The organism is Sulfitobacter sp. F26204 (assembly GCF_026410305.1).
In the GTDB taxonomy this organism is placed as follows: domain Bacteria; phylum Pseudomonadota; class Alphaproteobacteria; order Rhodobacterales; family Rhodobacteraceae; genus Sulfitobacter.
The window spans coordinates 76,232-99,228 of the sequence record NZ_JAPMLQ010000008.1; the positions used below are offsets into that span (position 1 = coordinate 76,232).

The 22,997-nt window shown below is 54.9% G+C and carries 15 protein-coding genes; 9 read left to right on the forward strand and 6 right to left on the reverse strand.

What is annotated here, in order from left to right:
- Positions 1-10: 10 nt before the first annotated feature.
- The 5 genes from OS190_RS17050 to OS190_RS17070 all read right to left on the reverse strand — a co-directional run bounded on the left by OS190_RS17050 (position 11) and on the right by OS190_RS17070 (position 9,748).
- Positions 11-1,612: an ABC transporter substrate-binding protein gene (locus OS190_RS17050; protein ID WP_267159932.1), complete on the reverse strand. Its 1,602-nt coding sequence runs from the start codon at positions 1,610-1,612 to the stop codon at positions 11-13.
- Positions 1,613-2,052: 440 nt separating this feature from the next.
- Positions 2,053-5,106: an aminotransferase class III-fold pyridoxal phosphate-dependent enzyme gene (locus OS190_RS17055; protein WP_267159933.1), complete on the reverse strand. Its 3,054-nt coding sequence runs from the start codon at positions 5,104-5,106 to the stop codon at positions 2,053-2,055.
- A gap of 210 nt (positions 5,107-5,316) precedes the next feature.
- Positions 5,317-6,351: an ACP S-malonyltransferase gene (locus OS190_RS17060; protein WP_267159934.1), complete on the reverse strand. Its 1,035-nt coding sequence runs from the start codon at positions 6,349-6,351 to the stop codon at positions 5,317-5,319.
- Positions 6,348-8,528 (reverse strand): thiamine pyrophosphate-dependent enzyme, encoded by a 2,181-nt coding sequence (locus OS190_RS17065; RefSeq protein WP_267159935.1) that lies wholly within the window; start codon positions 8,526-8,528, stop codon positions 6,348-6,350. Before OS190_RS17065 ends, OS190_RS17060 begins: the two co-directional genes overlap by 4 nt.
- Positions 8,529-8,545: 17 nt before the next feature.
- Entirely contained in the window at positions 8,546-9,748 is a 1,203-nt protein-coding gene (locus tag OS190_RS17070; RefSeq protein ID WP_267159936.1) for a pyridoxal phosphate-dependent aminotransferase, read from the reverse strand.
- A gap of 116 nt (positions 9,749-9,864) precedes the next feature.
- Between OS190_RS17070 and OS190_RS17075 the strand changes: the two genes are divergently transcribed.
- The 3 genes from OS190_RS17075 to OS190_RS17085 all read left to right on the forward strand — a co-directional run bounded on the left by OS190_RS17075 (position 9,865) and on the right by OS190_RS17085 (position 14,107).
- On the forward strand, positions 9,865-10,806 hold the full coding sequence (locus OS190_RS17075) for a LysR family transcriptional regulator (RefSeq protein ID WP_267159937.1): 942 nt from the start codon (positions 9,865-9,867) through the stop codon (positions 10,804-10,806).
- Positions 10,807-10,932: 126 nt separating this feature from the next.
- Positions 10,933-12,444 carry an L-piperidine-6-carboxylate dehydrogenase gene (gene amaB / locus OS190_RS17080; protein WP_267159938.1) on the forward strand — a complete coding sequence of 504 codons (1,512 nt, stop codon included), beginning with the start codon at positions 10,933-10,935 and terminating at the stop codon, positions 12,442-12,444.
- Positions 12,445-12,805: 361 nt separating this feature from the next.
- Positions 12,806-14,107, forward strand: coding sequence for an NAD(P)/FAD-dependent oxidoreductase (locus tag OS190_RS17085; protein WP_267159939.1), 1,302 nt, complete (start codon positions 12,806-12,808; stop codon positions 14,105-14,107).
- A gap of 325 nt (positions 14,108-14,432) precedes the next feature.
- On the opposite strand, the gene OS190_RS17090 is transcribed toward OS190_RS17085, so the two are convergent.
- The gene (locus tag OS190_RS17090; protein ID WP_267159940.1) at positions 14,433-15,350 is read right to left on the reverse strand and encodes a LysR substrate-binding domain-containing protein; all 918 of its coding nucleotides are present in this window, start codon (positions 15,348-15,350) and stop codon (positions 14,433-14,435) included.
- A 137-nt stretch (positions 15,351-15,487) separates the two neighbouring features.
- Between OS190_RS17090 and OS190_RS17095 the strand changes: the two genes are divergently transcribed.
- From OS190_RS17095 to OS190_RS17120, 6 genes are read left to right on the forward strand one after another with little or no spacing between them, the layout of a single operon-like run.
- Positions 15,488-16,492, forward strand: coding sequence for an ABC transporter ATP-binding protein (locus OS190_RS17095; RefSeq protein WP_267159941.1), 1,005 nt, complete (start codon positions 15,488-15,490; stop codon positions 16,490-16,492).
- Entirely contained in the window at positions 16,489-17,460 is a 972-nt protein-coding gene (locus OS190_RS17100; RefSeq protein WP_267159942.1) for an ABC transporter permease, read from the forward strand. Before OS190_RS17095 ends, OS190_RS17100 begins: the two co-directional genes overlap by 4 nt.
- Before the next feature lie 9 nt (positions 17,461-17,469).
- Positions 17,470-18,333, forward strand: coding sequence for an ABC transporter permease (locus OS190_RS17105; RefSeq protein ID WP_267159943.1), 864 nt, complete (start codon positions 17,470-17,472; stop codon positions 18,331-18,333).
- Positions 18,334-18,336: 3 nt separating this feature from the next.
- On the forward strand, positions 18,337-19,371 hold the full coding sequence (locus tag OS190_RS17110) for an ABC transporter ATP-binding protein (protein ID WP_267159944.1): 1,035 nt from the start codon (positions 18,337-18,339) through the stop codon (positions 19,369-19,371).
- Between the two features lie 60 nt (positions 19,372-19,431).
- Positions 19,432-19,890, forward strand: coding sequence for a gamma-glutamylcyclotransferase family protein (locus OS190_RS17115; protein WP_267159945.1), 459 nt, complete (start codon positions 19,432-19,434; stop codon positions 19,888-19,890).
- Between the two features lie 40 nt (positions 19,891-19,930).
- Positions 19,931-21,556: an ABC transporter substrate-binding protein gene (locus OS190_RS17120; protein WP_267159946.1), complete on the forward strand. Its 1,626-nt coding sequence runs from the start codon at positions 19,931-19,933 to the stop codon at positions 21,554-21,556.
- Positions 21,557-22,997 lie beyond the last annotated feature (1,441 nt).

The window sequence follows — 22,997 nt, forward strand, 5'->3', positions numbered from 1 at the left end:
CGCTGTGGGCTTATTTTGGTGCGCGAGGCGAGGTCGAATCCACCCAGACATCCGCGAGATCCTGATACATGATCTCGATGGCAACGGGTTTCAGACCATGAGTCCACGGCTGCGCGGCAAGAACTGCCTTGTTGTAGTTGAAAATCCAGACCGCCGCATCATCGCGGAAAACCGCATCGGCCTTCTTCAGCAATTCCACACGCGCTGCCGGATCGGATTCTTCAAGCGCCTGATCAAGCAGCGCATCATATTCCGGATTGTTGTAATGAGGATAGTTGCCAGAGGTGTTCTGTGTGGTCGAATGCCAGCGTTTGAGCGCGGCCAATGGCTCTGGTCCGGCACCGAAAGACCAGATGATACCTTGATAATCTCCGGCAATCATATTGTCGTAAAGAATGCCACCTTCCAACTGCTGGATTTTGACAGAGATGTTGATCTTGCTCAGATATTGACCAATGACTTCGGCAACGGCCACCCCGTATGACCCGTTTGCGGTTCCCGAAATGGTGATTTCAAACCCCTCCTCATATCCGGCCTCGGCCATCAGCGCCTTGGCTTTTTCCAGATCATAGCCAAATCCGGTTGCGTTCTTGTCAAACGCCTCCGAGGATTCGGGCAGCCATCCCACGGGATCATAGGCTTTGCCTTTCAAGAAACGGCTATTGATGGTTTTCTCGTCAATCGCATAGCTGATTGCCTGACGCACCTTGCGATTTGCCAGTGGCTCGTAATCGGGATTCCAGACGATCAATCGCGTGAACATTTCGGCGACTTCGATCAGGTTGTCCGCATAGTCCGGATCGTTCTTGTAACTTTGATATTGGGGTGCTTCGACGATGATCGCATCCAGCTCTTTGGACCTGAATGCAATATCACGAGAAGTGCCTTCCTGCATGATCTTGAAAACGACCGAATCCAGATAGGGTTTGCCTTGTTCATAATAGTCGGGATTTCGCGTTAACGTGACTTCGCTGCCTTTGACCCACTCCTTAAAGACAAAGGGGCCGCTTCCAACCGGGGTCAGGCCGAATTGATCACCCAGACGTTCCACTTCTTCTTTAGGCACGATTGCGGTGCCCGGCCGGAAAAACTGATAGGCGGGATCAATCCGTTCGGTCAGAGTGATCGAAAAGGTTTTGTCGTCAATCACCTTAACTCCGGTCAGACTATCGGCTTCCCCGTTCTGAAGTTCGCTGCCCCCCTGAATCACCTGAATATGACCCGAATTGGGGCTGACAGGGTCCATCGTCAGCATACGTTCGTAGGAATAGGCAATATCACTGGCAACCATCTCGCGACCGTTGTGGAATTTCATCCCGTCTTTCAGCGTATAGGTATAGGTCAGCCCGTCCTCGGAAACCTCTACATGCTTTGCAAGCTCGGGCATCGGGCGTTGGTCTTCCACGCTCCACATATAGAGACTGCGGAAAATATTGTTTGCGACCAAAAGATCCTGCTGCTTGCTGGTTCTATGAGGGTCCAAAGTAAGGATGCTGCCGTCGTATGGAGCCACGAAATTGAACGACCCTCCCATTTCGGCGGCGTGAAGCGGGATGCCAAGGCCAAGAGCGGCGACGCAGGCAAGTAAGGACTTGCGGATTGAATGTTTCATTTTTCCTCCATGGTTGCGCCTTTTCCGGCGCAATTTTTGCGTTTGGGAACACGAAGCAGATCCTGAGTATGATCGGAGTCTGTCTGTCTGAAATTGAACGGCCTTTCTTTGGCGAGGCGTTAAGGAAAAGCTACAAACTCAAAACTTGCATGTCAAATTATAAATAAAATTATATTTATATATTTTATTTAATTCTACAGCTTTCATTTACCAATATTCATAGCCGGCACCAACGCGCGGAACCTGGCACAGACATCAGTTTCGGGCGTAAGCCACTGATGGGATACGATGCGATTTCAGATCTGTTCTCAGGTGGTCGAGCCAAGGCCTTGCGCTGGAAAACCAAGGGCGACGGGCACTATTATTTCACATCCAAGTCTGTGTTTTACATCAATGTTTCCACGAAAAGACCGCGACGCACGCGGATCCTGACATCCCTGCTAACGCGCTCCGTTCGCACCAGAACACTGATCTGGAGACCCCATCGAAAGTAAACACGCCGCTTCCTGAAGTGTTTGGTCGAGACCTGCCAAAATCATTTCAACGCCCTCCTCATCCACCGTCAAAGGCGGACGGATTTTCAGGATGTTGTCAGCCGGTCCCTCGCAGCCGATAAGGATACGAAGGTCGCGCATTCTGTTCTTGACATAATCGGCTACTTGGGTGGCGGGCAAACGGCTTTCGCGGTCTTGCACCAAATCGACTCCGATGAATAATCCAAAGCCCCTGACATCCCCGACCAAGGAATGTTTTTGGGCAAGTTGAAGAAGCCCCTCTCGCAGCGAAGTCCCCATCAGGCGCGCATTTTCCATCAGCCCTTCATCATCCACAATATCCAGAACCTCTTTCCCGATACGACAGGATAGGGTCGACCCGCCAAAGGTTGAAAAATATTCCGGCCCCTGGGCAAAAGCCTCTGCAATCTTCGGGGTTGTCACCACGACTCCCAGCGGGTGCCCGTTCCCGATCGGTTTGCCCAGCACCACGACATCGGGTAGGGCCTGTTGTTGTTCAAAGCCAAAATAATAGTCACCCAAACGGCCAAGACCGGTCTGAACCTCATCTGCAATACAGATGCCGCCTGCTGCGCGGATACGTTCGTAGACCTTGGCCAGATACCCTGCTGGGGGGATGATCTGCCCGCCGACACTGGGAAAGGTTTCCGCAATAAACCCGGCCAACTTACCATTCCTTGCGGAGATCCGTGCCAGCGCATCATCAATCTGCGCGGCGTATTTCTCGGCGCGACCTGCATCGTCTCGCCGGTGGCGCCCACGATAATCATCCGCCACTTCGATCAGGTGCACCCACTCAGACGGCCCGACACCGCCCTTGGCGTTGAATTTATAGGCCGACAGATCAATCGCACCCGTTGTGTTGCCATGATAGCCGTGATCCGGCGTAATCATATCATGGCCGCCCGTTGCAGCGCGGGCCAAACGAAGGGCCAATTCATTTGCTTCGGACCCCGAGTTAACGAAAAAGCAAACAGACAGAGACTCCGGCAGTTTTGACGTAATCTTCTGGGCAAAGACCACCTGAGCCGGATGCAGATAGCGGGTGTTCGAATTCATTCGGCGCAGCTGGTCCGCCGCCACCGCCTGGATGCGGGGATGGGCATGGCCTACATGGGGCACGTTGTTATAGGCGTCCAGATAGGGGCGGCCCCATTCGTCGAACATATGATGCCGCCAGCCGCGAACCAGCATCACCGGATCATCGTAACTCAGCTTCAGGTTTTGACCGAAAAGCCGGTTACGATCCGCCAGAACCGCTGTTTTCTCGCTGACCGCAAAACCGGTGCCTGTGTCTTGCAGGTTCAACAGCGCTGCCGGATTCGGGCAAAGGGCACGCCAGAGATACATTTCATCGGGATCGGCCACGCCGGGCCAATCCTGGCCCATGCCCTCAATCGAAAGTGCCAGTTGTAAATGCACATGGGGTGCCCAGCCGCCGGATTGGGAAACATCACCCAGACGGGCAAAGACCTGTCCTGCCTCAATGGTCTGGCCCACGTGCAATTCTTCGCAAACATCCGGGTTCAGATGGCCATAAAGCGTAAAAAAGGCATCGCCTGCGGGGGTTTCATGGCGCAGGATCACCACGCCGCCGTAATCCAGATGATCGGTGCGGTTTTCGACCATATGCACCACACCCTTCAGGGGCGCATGCAATTCGGTTTGTGCAGCGGCGAAAACATCGATCGCCAGATGCACGGTCCGCCGGTTGGACGCCCTCCAGCGGCCGCGCCGAAAGGCAGGAGCGGTGTAGATCAGCCGAGGTTCGTTGTAATATCCAAGCCAGACATCTGCACCACTCTCCATATCCTGCCCGAGCGATGCCGCTTCTGCCCGCGAGATTTCAAACGGGTTTCGCGGGCAGACGGCCTTTTCAACCGACAGAGAGACCATGGGTGCATCCTTCAGATCCATACCGAACACATGGGAAAAACTGCCTCGCTGTTGCTTCAGCCAATCCAGAATTCGTGGAGCTGCATCTGTCACAGGCAAGCCGCAAGCCGCGCGAAGCCGTGCGTTGATCAATCCGGCATTTACCCGGTCATTTTGCAAAAGGGCCCATGCGGGTTTCTGCGAAATCACCACATAGGGATCATCCGGATTTTCCAGCGCCATCAGGCTGGAGTTCACCACACTCACCGCCAGACGCATGCGCAGCAGCGGCCAGATCAGATCCACCTCGGCGGCGGTCAAAGGGTAGCTTTCATGGTATCCCGCAACCACCTCTGCCAAGACCTGTTCGGGATTTTCCTGCCCCAGAACCATATAGGCGCAGGTTATGGCCAGATCACAGATTCGTGGGCTGGCGCACATATCCCCCAGATCAATAAGCCCGGTGACATGGGGCGTCTGCGTCAACAATCCTGCCACGATGATATTATAATCGTTTACATCATTATGGATCGCAACGCGGGGCAGTGCATTCAATGCAGGTTCTATTTTGGCAAATTGTGCAGCAATATCTGCGATCATCGCCCGTTGCCCGGCGTCGCGGATCACGTCCAGTTGATCGCAAATCCAGCCCCCCTGCCCCAAATTCCATTTGAAATCGCGTGACAATGCCGGATGGGTATAATCCGCCAAAGCCCGGTCCATGGCCCCGACCGACCGGCCCACATCCGCCAACAGCGCGGGTGATTGGGGTTTGAAATCAGCGTAGGTTCGGCCCTCCAGCTTTTCAAGCAACCAGACCTGCCGTGCATCGCCAATTTCGTCCGGCACCGTAATGAACAGCTTCCCCTTCAGGGTTTTGATCACTTTGGGAACACAAACTTCGGGCGCATTACGCGCGATATGGTCCAATGCACGGCATTGCATTTCAATGAAATCCGTGTCGCAGCCGACCCGCATGACCTTAAGCACATAATCCCGCGACCCGAGCGCAAGAAAGTTCAGGTCATATTCGCCATCAAGCGGCTTTAATGTTGCTTCAATGCCCCATTCTTCTTGCAAAACCTGCTGCCAATGATGTGCCATGAACTAACTCCAAAATTCTGTTTTGCCGAGGTGATGACCGGGTTTTCAAATTGAGCCGCAAACGCGAAAAGCGAATTTGCCCGCCTGCGGTCACGGGCTGTGCCACACCGCTGCTTGCCAAGGTTTCGGTTGCTTTGCGTCCGCTTCGCGCCATATTTTTCCGTCGTTTCCCTGCTCTTTCCCCAGACCCTATGTCTTTGTGCTTGACGATTAACTCGGGTCGGTGGTGACCCAATCGCGTTGGTCGTCCCTTCCCATGGAGATCAACAGGGGTGCATCGGCCTGTAACCGTTGAAAGCTATCCTTGCTGTCCATCCCGCCCCAGTTGGCAGCGATCAACGATTGAGCGACCGCCCCGCCCAATGTTGTACCGGGCCCCAGAACCACAAACATGTCGGGCGCGAATTCCTGCGCTGCAACCCTGATGGCGCGGGTGAAGTCATAGGATTCAACCACCTGACGCCCAAGCGTGTAGTCAAAAAGCGCGTCGGGGTCTGTGGCATGGGGCCACAAGATCCCGCCGCGCCCGTCGATCATTGCCACATCAGGTTGGGCAAACATGGAAGGATCAAAGCGGCGCTTTGCTATTCGGGACACCGGCTCTTGCAAGACGGTATGAAAGGCTGCGTGGTTTGCAAGACGCATGGGAAAGCGATCCAAAGGCTTGGCTTTGGCGGCAAAAGCATCAAGACCCGTATCATTTCCCGCAAGAACCAACATCCCGCCAAGATCAATAGACAAGGCCAGTTGATGTTCGGGCATCGCGTTGATCTGGTGGAGCAGTTCCATGACTTCGGTTCGTCGGGCCGCATCAATCCGCCAGTCATCCCCGCAGATCGGATAGACCAACTGGCCCCCGACAAGGCTGTCCTGCATCAACTGGCCCATTGTGTTGACCAGCCGGAATCCCTGATCCGCATCAAGCGCTCCCGCGCAGGCCAGTGTAGAATACCACCCCATCGAATTGCCCGTGACCGCCACGACCTCCACATCCACGAGAGAACGGAAATCCGCATAGCTTGCCGCGTAAATCAGCGCCGCTGCATTGTCACCGCGCGTGTGTTTGGCGATACTGTAGCGCGCCGCTCCGTCCAGCGCGGCAAGGCTTTCCTGACCCTCAGCAAGACGTATCTTGTCAAACCCTTCGAAAAGGGCACCTTTGTCGGGATGCAGACGGGCCAGGCTGCCAAGTTCAGGCTTGTTATAGGTGCCACGGCCCGGGCAAATGACGACAACGCGCTTCATTGGACAAGCTTGCATGCGGCGTCAATAATCCGCGCTTCATCTGGCAGAGTTGCACCATAGGCCGGCCCAGTGGCGATAAAACTGTCTTCGGCCGTGACGCGGGCTATCTGCGTGTAATCGGCTTCACTGAAAAATGTCATAAGCGCTTCGGCCTGACCGCCTGTACGCCGACATTCATCGACAATCAGGATATTCTTGCAGCCTTTGGTTGCGACCAGAAGCGCGGCCTCGGGGAGGGGCGCGAGCCAGCGCAAATCAATGATGCGCAGATCAATGCCGCTGGCGCGTATGGCGGCTTCGGCCTTGCGGGAAAGATAATAACCGTTGCCATAGGTAACAATTGCCAGATCCCTGCCAGCGCCGTGCTGGTCGATCTCGCAAAGAGAGATCCGCCGGTCCGCCGCGGGATAAATACGCATCCAAGAGCCGTCGCCTTCCTTTTCCAGATCCCGCATGGGATAAAGCGCGATTGGCTCCAGAAACACCACGACCCGTTGTTCTTCACGGGCCAGACGGACAGATTCGCGCAGCATCATGGCGGCTTCATCTCCCCGTGACGGGCAAGCGATGATAACGCCGGGAATATCGCGCAAAACGGCGATGGAATTGTCATTGTGAAAATGGCCCCCAAACCCCTTCTGGTAACCAAGCCCCGCAATGCGCAACACCATCGGATTGGTGAACTGGCCGTTTGAAAAGAAGGGCAACGTCGCCGCTTCACCCCGGATTTGATCCTCGGCATTATGCAGGTAGGCCAGAAACTGGATTTCGGGAATGGGAAGAAAACCGTTCTGTCCCATACCAATAGCAAGGCCGAGGATGGATTGTTCGTCAAGAAGCGTGTCAATCATACGATCTTCGCCGAAACGCTGCAGAAGCCGTTGGGTCACACCATAAACGCCCCCTTTGCGACCGATGTCCTCTCCGCAACAGATGATTTCACCGTGTTCCAGCATCAGATCGGTCAAGGCCCAATTGATCAGGCGCGACATGGGTTGCGGTTTTTCCATCGCGGCCATTTCGCTGCCGAAAGTGGCGGCGCGGGTCGTCGCGTCCGGTCCATTACTGGCGGGATAGGCGCGTTTTGGCGGGATGATCGAGGCCATGACCTCGGAAGCAGTGCGCAGATGGGGCCGTTTCACCACCTCTGCCGCGACCCGTTCCACCCGCTCTTGGGTGGCTTTGTAGATTTCAAGGGCTGCCGCAGTGGTAAGTGCACCCGCCTCTGCCAATAGGCGCACACTGTGCAAAAGCGGATCGTTTGCTTCTTCGGCCTCTATAGCGCGGCGGGACATATAGGTGGTTGGCATATCGGCACCGGCGTGACCATAAAGCCGCAAGGTCCGCAGATGCAGGAATGCCGGCTTGCGCCTTTTGCGGACATATTCCGCAGCACGGCCCGCAGCAGCATAGGCATCATAAAGGTCGAGCGCATCGCCCTCAAAATACTTCAACCCCGGACGATTCTGAAAACCAGCGGCGATCCAGCCCTTTGGGGTGCGTGTCGAGATGCCTATGCCGTTGTCCTCGCAGACAAAAAGCAACGGCAGCGGGCTGGATTGATATGAGGCCCAACCCGCCGCATTGAACGCGCCTTGCGCGGTGGAATGATTGGCTGAGGCATCGCCGAACGAACACATCACGATCGCATCTTCTGTCAACACCTGGTGAGGCGTGGGATGGCGCCGTGACAGCCCGACGCTATAGGCAGCGCCAACCGCCTTGGGCAAGTGGCTGGCAATCGTCGAGGTTTGAGGCGGAATCATCAATCGTCGCGACCCCAACACCTTGTGACGACCCCCTGAAATCGGGTCTTCGCTGGAACAGGCAAATGACAGCAACATATCCCAAAGCGCAGATTGACCGGGAACCTGTTCCGCACGGGCCAACTGGAAAGCCGCATCGCGGTAGTGCAGGAAAGCCATATCGTTGGGACGCAGCGCCGCGGCCACGGCCGCCATGCCCTCATGCCCCGATGAACCGATGGTATAAAAACCCTGACCGGCCTTTTGCATGGCACGGCTGGTCAGATCGAGGGCGCGGCTGAGGCATTGGGTGCGAAAAAGTGACACCGCGTGGCTATGGGAAAGAGTTTCCGTAGGCGGCTTGCCCGGTGGTAGATCATTGGCAGCAACCCGCGACAGGAAATTTTCATGAACGATTTGTGCGCGATCCATTTGTTCGCTCTTCCCTATTAGACAAGTTTGGCCGTGGCGCTGCGCAGGCGGGCGATACCATCGGCCAACTCGGCATCCGAATAAGCATATGACAGCCGGAAGTGACCCGGCATGGAAAATGCACTTCCCGGAACCAGCGCCAGACCTTCGCTTTCAAGCACAAAACGGCAAAAATCGCTGTCCGATTCAAGGACGGTCCCCCCAGGGCTGCGCTTCCCCAGCGCCTTTTCGCAAGAGGCAAAGACATAAAAGGCCCCGTCGGGACAGGCGCAGCTTAGCAACGGGTCTTCATTGATGGCGCGCACGACCCTGTCCCGGCGGTCCTGGAAAACAGCGGCGCGTTCCACCAACAAATCCTGATTCCCCGACACCGCGGCAAGGGCGGCTGCTTGGGAAATCGAGCAGGCACCAGACGTACTTTGCCCCTGCACATCTTGCATCGCTTCGATCACAGCGCGGGGGCCGATTGCCCAGCCGATCCGCCAGCCTGTCATGGAATAGGCCTTGGACACGCCGTTAATCACTAACGTGCGATCATCCAGATCGGGCAGCGCATCAGTGACCGAAGTGAAAGGTTTATAAGAAATGTGCTGGTAGATTTCATCAGAAGCTAGCCAAACATGGGGATGGCGCCGCAACACTGCGCCCAATGCCTCCAGTTCCGCGTGGGAATACATCGCGCCGGAAGGATTGGACGGAGAATTCAACAACAGCCACCGGGTCTTGGGTGTAATTGCCTGCTCCAGTTGCTCAGGGGTCAGCTTAAAACCCTTTTCGCCGCTGCAGGCCACTTCGACAACAAAACCCCCAGCGAAGCCCACGATGTCACGGTAGCTGGTCCAATAGGGTGCGGGGCAGATTACTTCGTCCCCGTCGTTCAGGGCGGCAAGAAACAGGTTGGACAGAACCTGTTTCGCACCCGTTGAAATGATCACATTGGCCCGCGTCACCCCGGCTTTCAGTGCAATCGCATCGCGCAGCGCAGCGGTTCCGGCGGTGGGCGGGTAACGAGTTTGACCCGCAACCATCGCCGCTGTCGCTGCCTCGCAAATATGTGCGGGTGTCAGGAAATCCGGCTCGCCCGTGGCAAGGCTCAGCACATCCTTGCCTTCAGCGCGTAACTGGGCCGCTGCTTCGGAAATCTGTACGATCTCCGAAACCGCAATTGACGCAATTCGATCAGCGCGCTGGAAAGTTTGATGCTGGGCGACATACTTCATGTTCGCACTCCCTTGTGACGACACGGATTTTGCTGTGGTCTATAGGAAACATCCGGCTATAAATATCATTCATAAAGCACTGTTCGATGAGTTTTACGAATGATAGGAGCCGGGAAATGGCCGCAACACAGATGGATTCCCTCACCCAGCATAGCGCGGCGCAAAAAGCGCAACGCCGCTATCTGCCATCAAACGCGGTTTTGCGCAGCTTTGAATGCGCCGCGCGGCACGAAAGTTTCACGCTCGCCGCAGAAGAATTGCACCTGACGCAAAGCGCGGTCAGCCGACAGGTCAAAGAGCTTGAGGATATTATTGGCACGGCCCTGTTCCGCAGGGTCGGCCGAAGAGTTGTACTGACACGGGCGGGACGCAATCTTGCCGATGATCTCTCGGTGGATCTGGAAAACATCCGGCAAACCGTGCTGCGCGCCATTTCTGCAGGGGCAGCGGGGGCGGCCATTCGTGTTGCAACGCTGCCTGCCTTTGCCAGCCGCTGGCTGATCCCGCGACTGAGCGAGTTTACCGCCCTGCACAAAGGGATCGAGATCAGCTTTGCCACACGGCTGGAACCTTTTGACATGAGCCGAGAGAGCTTTGATCTAGCGGTGCATTTCGGTCGTGAAGACTGGCCCGGCACCGACATGCAACGGTTGTGCTCGGAAACCATGGTCGCCGTGGCCTCACCCGGATTCAAGGCACGCTACGGACTCCAGTCTATAGCCGATCTTGCTCAGGTGCCATTGCTGCATCTGGAAACCCGCCCGACAATCTGGGAAGAGTTCTTTGCCAAGGCAGGTGTGACGGACAGGCGCGTCGGGGCGGGGCAGTATTTCGATCAGTTCACTCTTGTAATTGCTGGCGCAGTCGCATCCCTCGGGGCCGCGCTTTTGCCCACCTATCTTATCGAACAGGAACGGGCCGACGGCAGCCTTGTGCTGCTGGACGACATGACGATTACCACCGGAAACAATTACTATCTGGTTACACCCGCAAAAACGGAAAGCGCCCATGTTACAAAATTTGTCACATGGATGAAGAGCTGTGTCAGTGCCGATTGATTGATGCGGATTGCGAATGCAATCATTCGTTTTGAATGTTTTTTTATTCACTAACTTTCGGGCATTTTACACCGAAAGGGGCCTTTCAGGGGCACCAGAACACTGGGCAACGAAATGAGGTTTGCGATGAATGTAAAAGCACTGACTAAAAGCACTTTGGAAAAACTGGGTGTAAACAAGGCGGATTGGACAACAGGCGAGTTAAAGGTGGACTCTCCGGTAACAGGTGAAACAATTGCGTCTGTGCCGATGACTGAAGTGGCGCAGGTCGACAGCATCGTTGCAAAGGCGCAGACGGCTTTTGAACACTGGCGCGCAGTCCCCGCTCCGCGCCGGGGTGAGCTGATCCGCCTGCTCGGGGAAGAGTTGCGCCGCTCCAAAGAGGATCTGGGGATGTTGGTGTCTATCGAAGCGGGCAAATCCATCTCCGAAGGGCTCGGCGAAGTTCAGGAGATGATCGACATCTGTGATTTCGCAGTCGGCTTGTCGCGCCAGCTTTACGGTTTGACCATCGCAACAGAGCGCCCGGGACACCGGATGATGGAACAATGGCACCCCTTGGGAGTAGTTGGCGTGATCTCTGCCTTCAACTTTCCGGTGGCGGTCTGGTCATGGAATACCGCGCTCGCGCTCGTATGCGGCAATCCGGTCATTTGGAAACCTTCGGAAAAGTCACCCCTGACAGCGATGGGTTCCATGGCAATTCTCGCACGTGCGCTGGAAAGGTTCGGCGATGCCCCCGAAGGGCTTGTCACGCTGATCAACGGCAAAGGTGATCTGGGCGCAGCTTTGGTTGAACATCGCAAGGTTGCCCTGATTTCCGCAACCGGTTCAACCCGTATGGGCCGGATTGTTGGGCCCAAGGTGGCAGAACGTTTCGGCCGATCAATCTTGGAACTGGGCGGTAATAACGGCGGGATCGTCGCACCAAGTGCCGATCTTGATATGACCCTGCGCGGTGTGGCCTTTGGCGCTATGGGCACCGCCGGACAACGGTGCACCACCCTGCGCCGTCTATTTGTGCACAGCTCGATTTATGATCGGCTGGTTCCCGCGCTTCGCAATGCCTATGAAAGTGTCTCGGTCGGCAATCCCTTGGACAGTAACGCTTTGGTTGGCCCGCTGATCGACGAGGATGCCTTTGACGGGATGCAAAGGGCGCTTGATGCGGCCCGCGAGTTGGGTGGCAAGGTGACAGGCGGGGAACGTGTGACGATCACGGACGCGGAAGGCGGATTCTACGCGCGCCCCGCCTTGGTCGAGATGCCCGAACAGACCGGCGTGGTTTGTGAAGAAACCTTTGCACCCATTCTGTATGTAATGAAATACGAGGATCTGGACAACGCCATCACACAGCATAACGCTGTTGGTGCCGGCCTTTCATCCTGCATCTTCACAACGGATATGCGCGAAGCCGAGTTCTTTATTAACGCGGCGGGGTCGGACTGTGGCATCGCCAACGTCAATATCGCAACATCCGGTGCGGAAATCGGCGGCGCGTTTGGCGGCGAGAAAGAAACCGGCGGCGGACGTGAAAGCGGCTCGGACGCATGGAAAGGTTATATGCGCCGCGCCACCAACACCATCAACTACTCCACCGAACTGCCTTTGGCACAAGGGGTGTCTTTCGATATCTGATCTGCTGCCCACCTTCGCCCGTGGGCGCGGGGTGGGCATCATTTGTTCTACAGGGTCTGACACGGGTTTGTCAGAACCGTTTAAATCCTGGCTGATCTCCGGGACGGTTGCGCTCACCCACGCAGCAACCTGCCCTATGCAAAGCAAATGAATTCCTGATCAATATTGTAAAAGAAATTCTATTTGAAATTATTGACAGGGTACTTAACGGCCAATAAGGTTTCAACAGCCGCTCAATGGTCCTTACCTCCCCGCGCCTTGCACGGCTCCTCTTCTGCCACATACCCCAAGGAAAAGGGATTATTCGATAGCGCCCGATGCAGGTGCGATCCATTCACGCCGGATACAGAAAGTAGACTAGATGAAACGAATTGACGCCTCCATGCACGGCGTGCAGTGGGTCCAGACCAGCAAAGAATCGTTCCAGAATACACCCTATTCCGGTGCTGGCGATTTTGATCTCGTCGTTGTGGGGGGCGGTTTCTGCGGACTCTCAATTGCCCGTTTCGCCGCGCGCGAAAACCTGTCCGTTCTTCTGCTCGAAGCGGGCAAAGTCGGATGTGGTGCCTCGGGGCGCAATGCAGGTATCGCTGTGCCTCATTTTCCCGGCGGCATGACCGTTGAAGATGTGGACGCCCAGATCGGCAAGCCACGCTCCCGCAAGTTTACCGATCTCGTGGCCGGAGGAACCGAATGGCTGTTTGAGGAAATCCGCGAACATCAGATCCTTTGTGACGCCGAGCAAAACGGCTGGATTCAGCCAGCCCATTCCCAGAAATCACTGCGCCGGATCGAACGGGTCTATGAAAGCTGGAAGGCCAATGGCGTTGAAGTGCAATGGCTGGCCGGGGACGAAATCAGCGAACGCACCGGCGCCAAGGGGTATATCGGCGGCTGGTATGGCCGCACCGGAGGTGCCGTCAATCCCTATGCCCTCGGCCAGGGGCTTGCACGGGTTGCGCTGGCCCAAGGGGTGGTGCTGATGGAACAGACGCCAGTGACCAAAATGCACAAGGATGGCGGCGTCCAGATTGTCGAAACCCCCGCTGGCAGCTTTCGCGCGAAACAGGTTGTCTTTGCCACCAACGGTTACACGCCCGGATTGTTCCCCCATATGAAGCAATCTGTGATTCCCATCCGACTGTTCCAAACCTTCACACGCCCGCTAACCCCAGAAGAACAGGCGGCGGTAATGCCCATGCGCCAGACCTTCACGGATTTGCGCAAAGGCGGCGGGTTTATCCGTCTGGATGTGGACAACCGCATTCTGACCGGCGGCGCGGTCTTTAACATCCCCGGAAAGCGGAGCTATGGCGTTCGGCACTCGAACCGTTTTATCGAAGAGATCTTTCCAAGCCTCAAAGGCATCGAAACGACGCAATATTGGGAGGGGTATTGCGCCCTGACCGAATCCTCTGTGCCAGCAATCGAGCGATTGGATGACAATGTATTTGCTGTCCTCGGGTTTTCCAGCCGAGGGCTGGTCCTGACCAATACCCTGGGGCGCGAAATGGCGCATTTTCTCGCCGGCAAGAAACCCGAGGCTGAGCTTCCGCTGCCGATTGGTCCCGCCCATCCAGTGCCCTTTCAGGCGATCAAGACCTTTCTGGGGGAGTATGCCTTTCCGGTCCTACAGGCGCGCGATCGTTTGCGACTTTCGTGAGCCCCTGTCCCATTGTCCTTTTTACTGGCCATGTTTCGCGGGTCTTGTCACCCTAAAGAATAGCCTGGCCGCAGCCTTGTCTGCTTGGGACTGATGTATCACGGGCCGCATTTTGCGATTCTTGTCGTGAAGGGTTTTCTTTAGGCCATGCAAGCAGCTGTTCAGCCACTCAATTAAAGTCCCTAAATCCGGGTAGGTGGCACGTGGCACTACTGGCAAAGTTTTCGATCTTTGCGAACTACAAAGGCAACTTTGCACGGCATAAAGACGATCAGAGCAATCAAAAACTGGCACCTGGACGAAGGCAAGAACGACTTCCTGCAAATCATCCACAGTCAGCCCGATTGCTGGCCACATAGTTTGCGCATTGCTGTTGCAGCCAAAATCCAAATGTCTGCGCATTAACGTTGTTTACCATGCTATGAGGATAAGCAAAGTAGTAGCCATCCTCAAATTTTTTCGGCGTGCCGAATGGCACGATCAGGCTGCCTTCTTCAATCTCCTTGCTCACGACAAGATCCGACATAAGAGCAATCCCAATTCCACTGGTCGCAGCCTGAATAGCATGTGAATAAAATTCAAACTTCGGACCTGCGACCGCTTTCGCGTTTTCCACACCTTGGCTGGCAAACCAATTGGTCCATAAAAGCGGCCGTGTTGCATGCTGAATCAGGGAATACTGTAATAAATCCGCAGCACTATTGAGCTGCCTGCCTTCTAATAAATCAGGTGCACACACCGGCACGACGTAATCATCCATCAAAGGTTGCATATGAACGCCGGGCCACTTGCCATCACCCAGATGCACCGCCACATCAATGTCTTCGGAATCGAAATCGAACCGTTTGATCTTGGACACCAGATTGAGGTCAATCAGATGGTGACGCACAATGAAATCATTCAGTCGAGGTATCAGCCAACGCGACGCAAGTGTCGGCGGCACCGCTACGGTCAGCAACCCACTTTCCTTCCCCTGCGCAATAAACTGCGTCGTCGCGGCCTCTAATTCACCCAGAATCCTGCCTAGGTCCTTAGCGTATTGAATCGCGCTCGCCTCTGGCACAAGTTTCTTTTTCACACGCCGAAACAATGACTTACCAAGCCTGCTCTCAAGCTCCATCAAACGACGGCTCACTGCGCTTTGGGTCATGTTCAACTCTTCTGCAGCGCGAGTCACGTTGCGATGTCTGAACGTCGCCTCAAAGCAAGCAAGCGATATTGTGGACGGCAGTGTACGGCGCATGGAATCCTCATCAATCATTCCGTTTCGGAATGTATGGCACAAGAATGAGAATTTCCAAAACATTCCGGTATGTCCTAGCGTCGCCACATCAATGGATTCTGCGTTTGCGGGTCCCGCAGCAGCAGGAGCTTGTTACGATGATAAATGTTGAAGATCTTTCAAAACATTTTGTCCTGCCTCAATCTTTCACTGCGGCGATACGGCGGCAGAAGGCACCGCGCCTGCGCGCCGTTGATGGTGTCAGCTTTGCCGTTGAACCGGGCAAGGTGATGGGTCTTGTCGGTGAAAGTGGCTGTGGCAAATCAACACTGGCACGTCTGTTGGTCGGGTTGGAAACGCCGACGCAGGGTAACGTCTATTTCGGAGAATCCAACGCGCTTGCCCTCAAGAAACAAGACAGACGCGCGTTTCACCGGCGCGTGCAGATGGTATTTCAAGATCCCTACGGCTCACTGAATCCACAGCAGAGGATAGGTGAGATCGTGACGCGTCCACTCATCTACCAGCGCAACGCGGCAAGCCCACAGGAAAAACGCAAACTGGCCATTACGGCCTTGGAGGAAGCGGGCCTTTCACCCGCCGATGATTATCTGGAGAAATTTCCGCATCAGCTTAGCGGCGGCCAACGCCAGAGGGTCTGCATCGCGCGCGCCATAGTATTGGAGCCTGAGTTGCTGATCGCAGACGAGCCGATTTCGATGCTCGATGTTTCAATCAAATGGGGCATCATCCAACTATTGAAACGGCTGGTACGCGAGCGTGGACTGGCGATGATCTATATTACCCATGATCTGTCTTCGGCGGGATCGATCTGTGACACGCTGGCGGTAATGTATCTGGGACGGATCGTCGAGCACGGTCCGACGCAAGAGGTGATCCGCAACCCGCAGCATCCCTACACCAAGGCGTTACTGGCTTCGACGCCGTCCATCGATCCTGAATTCCGCCGTAAAACCGCACAAATCAAAGGGGCAATTCCCGATGCCGTTAACCTGTCGGGCGGCTGCCGTTTCCATCCTCGCTGTCCCATCGCGCAGCCCGTCTGTGCCCGCGTGGCCCCCCAAGACGCGACACAACGCGAACACGGCGCAGCCTGTCATTTCGCGTTTGATCTTGAAGCAAAACAAGAGGATTTGACATGAGCGCATTCTGGTTTCGTCGGCTGTGGCAAACTGTTTTAACGCTCCTCACCATGCTGACGCTGATGTTCTTCATGTTCCGTATGCTACCCGGTGATCCGATGGCAACGGTTATCAGTCCGGCGCTCTACCCCAAGGCTCAGGAAACGCTACGCATCCAGTTCGGCTTGGATAAGCCTTTGTGGGAACAGTATTTTGTATATCTTAAAAATCTCGCGGTATTTGATTTCGGCCTGTCGTTCCATACCGGACGTCCCGTCGCAGACGAGATCAGTGGCCGCTTGCTCAACACAATTCTACTGGTCTTTCCATCAATGATCGCAGCTTACGGGCTTGGTGCACTGGTCGGCGCTATTGTCGGCTGGCGTCGCGGCTCCAAGATCGAAACGGTTTTGGTGTTTTTGTCCACATCGCTACAAAGCGCACCAGTATTCTGGCTGTCGATGCTTGCAATCCTGTTTTTTTCAATCCGGCTGGACCTGTTTCCAATCGGTCATATCGTATCACCGGGCATGTTCCCCGAAGAAAACTGGCGCATGTATTTTTCTGCCGATTTCCTGCACCATCTGGCCCTCCCGTTCATGGTTAACACGCTGTACCAGTTCTGTTTTCCCTTCCTGCTGATGCGGTCATCTATTCTGGCCACAGTGGGCGAGGACTATATCGAGTTGGCCAAGATGAAGGGCCTGACCGATCGACGGGTTCTGTATCACCACGCGATGCGCAATTCTCTACTCCCGCTGGCGACAACTTTACCGATGACGTTGGGCTGGGCTGTCGCAGGGTCGGTTGTCATTGAAACGGTATTTTCATGGCCAGGCCTTGGCTTGCTGATGGTGGAGGCGGTGGGGCGCTCGGATTATCCCGTGGTACAGGCGGCATTCTTGCTAATCGCCGTCTTGACGGTCGCGGGAACTCTAATTGCAGACCTGCTCTACACCCTTCTCGATCCTCGTATCGTCAATGAATAAGGCAGTACAATGAACACACTTATGACGTTCCTACGGATTACCTGGAAATCAACCAGTGGCCGTATCAGCCTAAGTATTTTCGGTGCATGTCTCGTGCTGGCGGTGATCGGCCCTTGGATTGCACCTTATAGTCCGAGCGACAGGTTGTACGATGACGCAGGCAAACTGCTACGTCTGTCGCCGCCGACGTGGGACAACCTTTTGGGAACCACCGTGTTGGGACGCGATGTGTTCAGCCAAATGCTGTGGGGCGCTCGGACTGCGATGCTTGTCGGGTTGCTAACTGCGCTTGGCACAGTTGTGATCGGATTGAACTTCGGCCTTATCGCAGGTTACTTCGGCGGGCGGATCGACGCGATCTTGATGCGGATCACTGACATCCTGCTGGGTCTGCCATTCCTGCCGTTCATCATTGTGCTATTGTCACTGACTGACCGGAACATCTGGACGATTATTCTGGCAATGACCTTTGTGATGTGGCGGTCCACCGCACGGATCGTCAGAGCCGAGGTTATGTCGCTGCGCCAACGTCAGTTTGTTGCCTCGGCGCGCACCACCGGAGCCAGCGACGTTGACATTCTGTACCGTGAAATAGCGCCAAACGTCATGCCGCTGGCGGTGACATCAATCACCTTCGCTCTCGCTTGGGCGATCATCACCGAGGCCAGCATCGGTTTTCTAGGTTTTGGCGATCCGAACGTCTTTAGCTGGGGGTCGATCATCTATGACGCCTACGCATCGCAGATGATGTATCGGGCCCCTTGGTGGGTCGTGCCCCCCGGCGTTGCGATCATGGTTTTGGTCACATCCGTCTATTTCATGGGCCGTGCCTATGAAGAAGTCATCAACCCCCGCCTTCAGGAGAGGATGTGATCCATGAGCGACACGACATCAGTAATTGACGTGCGAAATCTGGACGTTGTCTATCATACTGCGAATGGCCCAGCAAAGGCGCTTTTCAACATCGACATGACAATCAGTGCGGGTGAGCGTATCGGACTGGTCGGGGAATCCGGTTGCGGCAAGAGCACCTTGCTGAAAACCATCATGGGGGTCCTTCCCCCCAATGGCGAAGTCACGTGCGGGGCTATACATCTGGGCTCTACCGACCTTTTGAAATTGAGCGAGGACGCACGGCGCAAGACACGTTGGGCGGAAATCTCGATGATTACCCAAAGCGCGTTGAACGCGCTCAATCCGGTAAAGCGGATTGATGCACAGATCATTGAGGCCGTCCGTGCGCACCGCGAAATTTCCAAGGCCGATGGGAAGGCGCTGGTCGCCAAACTTTTCGAGATGGTCGGGGTGTCACCTGAACGGGCCCATGATTATCCACATCAGTTTTCCGGAGGAATGCGGCAACGCGCGGTGATCGCCATGGCGCTGGCGCTGGAACCGAAGGTGATTATTGCGGATGAGCCGACAACCGCATTGGACGTGATCGTGCAAGACCAGATTTTTACCCGATTGCGCGCGCTACAGATCGAACGCGGGTTTTCGATGATTTTGGTAACGCATGATATTGCACTTGTGGTTGAAAACTGTGGGCGCATCTGCGTGATGTATGCCGGCATGATCGTCGAAACTGGCGAGACCCATGATATCGTGCGTCGACCCCGCCATCCTTACACCATTGGCTTGCTCAACGCGGTCTCGGTGCTTGGTTCAACGAAAGAACCGATTGCCATTCCAGGCAGCCCCCCGAATCTGTTCGATAAACTAGAGGGGTGCCGTTTTGCGCCCCGCTGCCCGCTGGCCAGTGCGCTCTGCCACGGTCAAGTCCCGCCTGCAACACCGCTGGACAACGGTCATTCAGTGCGCTGCCACCACTGGGAACAGGCGGACGAATTCGCCCGCCGCGCAAGCGACCCGAACGTCTGGGGGACCGCTGTGCAATCCGAAACCACTTAACACTGACCCCCGCGATGCGAACTTCGTGCGCGGACTACAACCTGACGATTGGAGAGAAGAATGCACTATTTTGCTTATGGAACCCTGCTGGTTGAGGAATCGATGCGCAAGGTCGCGCCCGGTGCCCGTAATGTTGGCTACATGAGGCTGGACGACTACGTTATGGGTTTTGGCAATTGCAGCAACCCGAACACTGCCGGCTGTATGTTGTTACCCCAAAAGGGTGCCGTGACACATGGTATCCAATACGAACTGTCTGACGAAGCCATGGCTGCACTCGACGCCGCCGCGCATGTGGCAGAAGAACAATGGGTACATCTTCCCGTCACACTTGAAGATGAAAACGGCAAGAAGGTGCAATCCACCACCTACACAATCCCCGGCGCGTACAAGCCATGGGTGCCGACCGATGAGTATGTTGCGCCGATCCTGCTGGGTCTGACGCAATGTCCCTTTCCCGAACAATACAAACATGATCTGCGCGCGATGATCGCAAAAGCACAGGCGTCCGCTTCCTAAAACACCGCTGCCCATCAAAAAACCAACGGAGGAGAAGAACATGAAAACCGCAACGAAACGCATTGGAATTGCCGCCGCCTGCGCCGTCGCATTTACTATGGCACCCTTGTCGGCGCTTGCCGAAGGAGCAATGGTGCCGACGGTCGATTTCCTGACATGGCCATCGACAAAATATCAACACTATTACGAAACCAGTTCCTATCTGGCAGAGACCTGGCGTGAACTGGGACTGGACGTCAATCTGAACGCACAGCCGTTTCCGGCTCCAATGCTGGGCATGTGGTTTACGGATCATAAGTTTGACGTGGTTATGTCCGTTCTCTCCGGTTCGACGGCACGCTTTGAACCTGATTTTTTCTCCAGCAATCAATTTGTCACCGAAAACTCCCTCCCTGGCGGAATGAATGTCGGATCATTCTCCTCGCCACAGGTTGACGCGCTCACCGCCAAGCAACGGGAAATCTATGATGTAGATGCCCGGCGCGAGGTCATCAACGAGTTGCAGGCAGTATTGCATGAGGAACAACCAGAAGGCCTTATCGCCTATGTCATCAATACCACCGCCTTCAACAAGAATAATGTGAAGGTCGATAATTATGAAAGCACGCCCGAAGGCCTGCGTTCGGTCTGGAACCTGCTCAAGATGGAATCTCTGGACGGCGACAACCGCATCCTGCTAGGCTGGACCATTGATCAGGACAGCTGGAATCCACTGACATTCAAGACGCTTGAGGATCTGGACCGGTTGGGGCTGGTGTATGACCGACTGCTGGTCGTCGGCCCGTCAGGTAAACCGGAAATGTGGGCCGCCGAAAGCTTTGAGGCAATCGACAACACCACATTCGAGGTCACATTGCGTGATGGTTTGATGTTCAACGATGGCAAACCGGTCAGACCCGAGGACGTGAAATTCACCTTTGAATATCTGAAGGAAAATCAGGCGATCTATTTCCAGCAATATCTGGAAAACCTTCAAGAGGTGAGTGTTGACGGGCGCAAGATCCGCTTCAAGCTGACAACACCATCGGCACCGTTTGTATCGGCAGCACTGGGACAGGTTCCAATTCTTCCCGAACATGTCTGGTCGAATATCCTTGAAGAAACCGGATTGGAAAAACCGCAAGATTTCCGCAACACTCAGATCGTTGGCAGCGGTCCCTATAGTCTGAAATACTGGAAAGAGGGTCGGGAAATTTTCCTGGAGCGTAACGAAAGCCACTTCATGAAACCAAAAGCGGATCTGCTGATGGTGCAATTCGGTTCGGCAGAGATCCTGTCATCGGCACTGGCTAAAGGCGATATCGACATCTCGCTGCAGCCGCTGGTTCCCACAGTAATCGAAGAGTTCCGCGAGTTCGATCAGCTGGAACTGGTTCAGGCGCAATCAAACGGCTACATGTCAGCACGCTACAACATCAACTCCGATGTGTTCTCGCACAAGGCCATGCGGCAAGCGCTTTCCCATGCAATTCCCTTTGAGGCGATTATCGAAGAAGTCTTGGGGGGAGATGCGGGGCCAACCCCGTCCTCAATCGTGCCCTCGAACGCATTCTGGACCAATTCCGATCTGAAAGTGCCGGAATTCGACCTGGATAAAGCACGTAACATTCTGCGCGAAGCCGGTTTCACATGGGATTCCGAGGGTCGTTTACACTTCCCCGAGTAAACCACGTTTATACGAAAGAAAGAAAAGCCCTAAGGGGCTTTTCCCTATCTGCGCGAAAGGCGCGACACTCTAATTCTAACCGGGGCCAGGAAGTGATTAACCACGGGTTCTGTCGCGAACTTTTGGGATGACACAACATCGGTAGAATTATTTTGCTGTATTCTCCGCCGATATGGCGAACTGCTGAAACGGACGGAGCCCAGGTGTGAATCGAGAATGTTTGCGACAAAGGCTTCGGGACGTCCCTGATGTGCCGCTCACGCCTCCGCAGAACGCAACAGCAAAGGGCCGCAGAGCAAGATCTGGGAAACATCATCGAAGTTTAACACAAATGTAGGTGGCTGAGGATGCCACCTGACAAAAACGCAACATCTTCAGTGGTTTCAGCACGCGCGGAGATGACCGAGGCGGGCATGTGAGGTAGTGTGTCGACGTCGCTGATGCGATCCGATCAAGCCAATGACATGCCCCGAACCCACATTACTGCGGCGCTTACTTCCGATAAATAGCATAACAACCGCCCCACCATGCGGTACTTTTCTATTTCCAATAAATTAGTCTTATGGGCCTAGCAGTATTTGCTCAGCGACAATCCCAAAAAACCAAAATTTGCCGCATGACTGGAATTCATGAGACTCAAGCGCTTTCCTGAAAATCCAACCGGGGTTCAGGAGGTTCTGTAACGGTATTAATGAGACCCGTTGTGTCGTCTGGCCTTCACCGCGATCTGACGCTCTTGCTCGTCGCATTAAGCGCGCCAAAGCCGGGCCGTCAAAAATAGGAGCTTTTCATCTGGACCCAAAGCCCCCTGCCCTACTCCCGTGCCAAAGCATCCAAAACCGAGAAGCCCGCGAAGGCGCAGGTTTTGAGTTTGCCACAGTATGCAGTGATGCGGGTTCTTCCGCGCATGTATCATGCGTGCAGCAGGCACCATATCACGGAATGTCATCGTTTGCTTAATCTCGCAGGCTGGCCCGGTTCTTGCCGCATTCAACGCCCTCTCCCAACTGAAAGACGCCATTCTCACGAACCACGGCGAAAGCCGTTCGTCAATTTCAGGTGGGACGCCAACCGGCGGACGACCCTGCCCCATCTCACGGTTTTGTTCAGAAACAACGCTTGTAACCTATAGAGAGCTCTTCTCGCAGGGATCAACAATCCTGCAAACCAGCCGATTCGAGGCTTAAGCGTTGCTGCTATCGGTTGCGATCATGGGCCTAAGTTCTACAACATATTGCGGTAGTCCACAGGTATCTTGATAAAATGTTTCTTTACAATAAGTTGACCGGGTACTTTCAGCATTCTCGACTGAAAAGAAAGGTCTTCGCTACAGAAAAGACCAAAAAAATGTTGCCTGGGGATAAGTTGCGTGTCATGAGTTCAGTTGTCGCAAGCTGACGTAAATCACGCCTTTTAGCGACGAAACACAGATGACCCATTA

What these genes read in the sequence shown, in the direction of transcription:
- OS190_RS17115 (WP_267159945.1), top strand. Translation starts at nt 19,432, where the DNA reads ATGCACTATTTTGCTTATGGAACCCTGCTGGTTGAGGAATCGATGCGC.
- OS190_RS17085 (WP_267159939.1), top strand. Translation starts at nt 12,806, where the DNA reads ATGAAACGAATTGACGCCTCCATGCACGGCGTGCAGTGGGTCCAGACC.
- amaB (WP_267159938.1), top strand. Translation starts at nt 10,933, where the DNA reads ATGAATGTAAAAGCACTGACTAAAAGCACTTTGGAAAAACTGGGTGTA.
- OS190_RS17110 (WP_267159944.1), top strand. Translation starts at nt 18,337, where the DNA reads ATGAGCGACACGACATCAGTAATTGACGTGCGAAATCTGGACGTTGTC.
- OS190_RS17055 (WP_267159933.1), bottom strand. Translation starts at nt 5,106, where the DNA reads ATGGCACATCATTGGCAGCAGGTTTTGCAAGAAGAATGGGGCATTGAA.
- OS190_RS17065 (WP_267159935.1), bottom strand. Translation starts at nt 8,528, where the DNA reads ATGGATCGCGCACAAATCGTTCATGAAAATTTCCTGTCGCGGGTTGCT.
- OS190_RS17095 (WP_267159941.1), top strand. Translation starts at nt 15,488, where the DNA reads ATGATAAATGTTGAAGATCTTTCAAAACATTTTGTCCTGCCTCAATCT.
- OS190_RS17120 (WP_267159946.1), top strand. Translation starts at nt 19,931, where the DNA reads ATGAAAACCGCAACGAAACGCATTGGAATTGCCGCCGCCTGCGCCGTC.
- OS190_RS17060 (WP_267159934.1), bottom strand. Translation starts at nt 6,351, where the DNA reads ATGAAGCGCGTTGTCGTCATTTGCCCGGGCCGTGGCACCTATAACAAG.
- OS190_RS17075 (WP_267159937.1), top strand. Translation starts at nt 9,865, where the DNA reads ATGGCCGCAACACAGATGGATTCCCTCACCCAGCATAGCGCGGCGCAA.
- OS190_RS17100 (WP_267159942.1), top strand. Translation starts at nt 16,489, where the DNA reads ATGAGCGCATTCTGGTTTCGTCGGCTGTGGCAAACTGTTTTAACGCTC.
- OS190_RS17105 (WP_267159943.1), top strand. Translation starts at nt 17,470, where the DNA reads ATGAACACACTTATGACGTTCCTACGGATTACCTGGAAATCAACCAGT.
- OS190_RS17050 (WP_267159932.1), bottom strand. Translation starts at nt 1,612, where the DNA reads ATGAAACATTCAATCCGCAAGTCCTTACTTGCCTGCGTCGCCGCTCTT.
- OS190_RS17090 (WP_267159940.1), bottom strand. Translation starts at nt 15,350, where the DNA reads ATGCGCCGTACACTGCCGTCCACAATATCGCTTGCTTGCTTTGAGGCG.
- OS190_RS17070 (WP_267159936.1), bottom strand. Translation starts at nt 9,748, where the DNA reads ATGAAGTATGTCGCCCAGCATCAAACTTTCCAGCGCGCTGATCGAATT.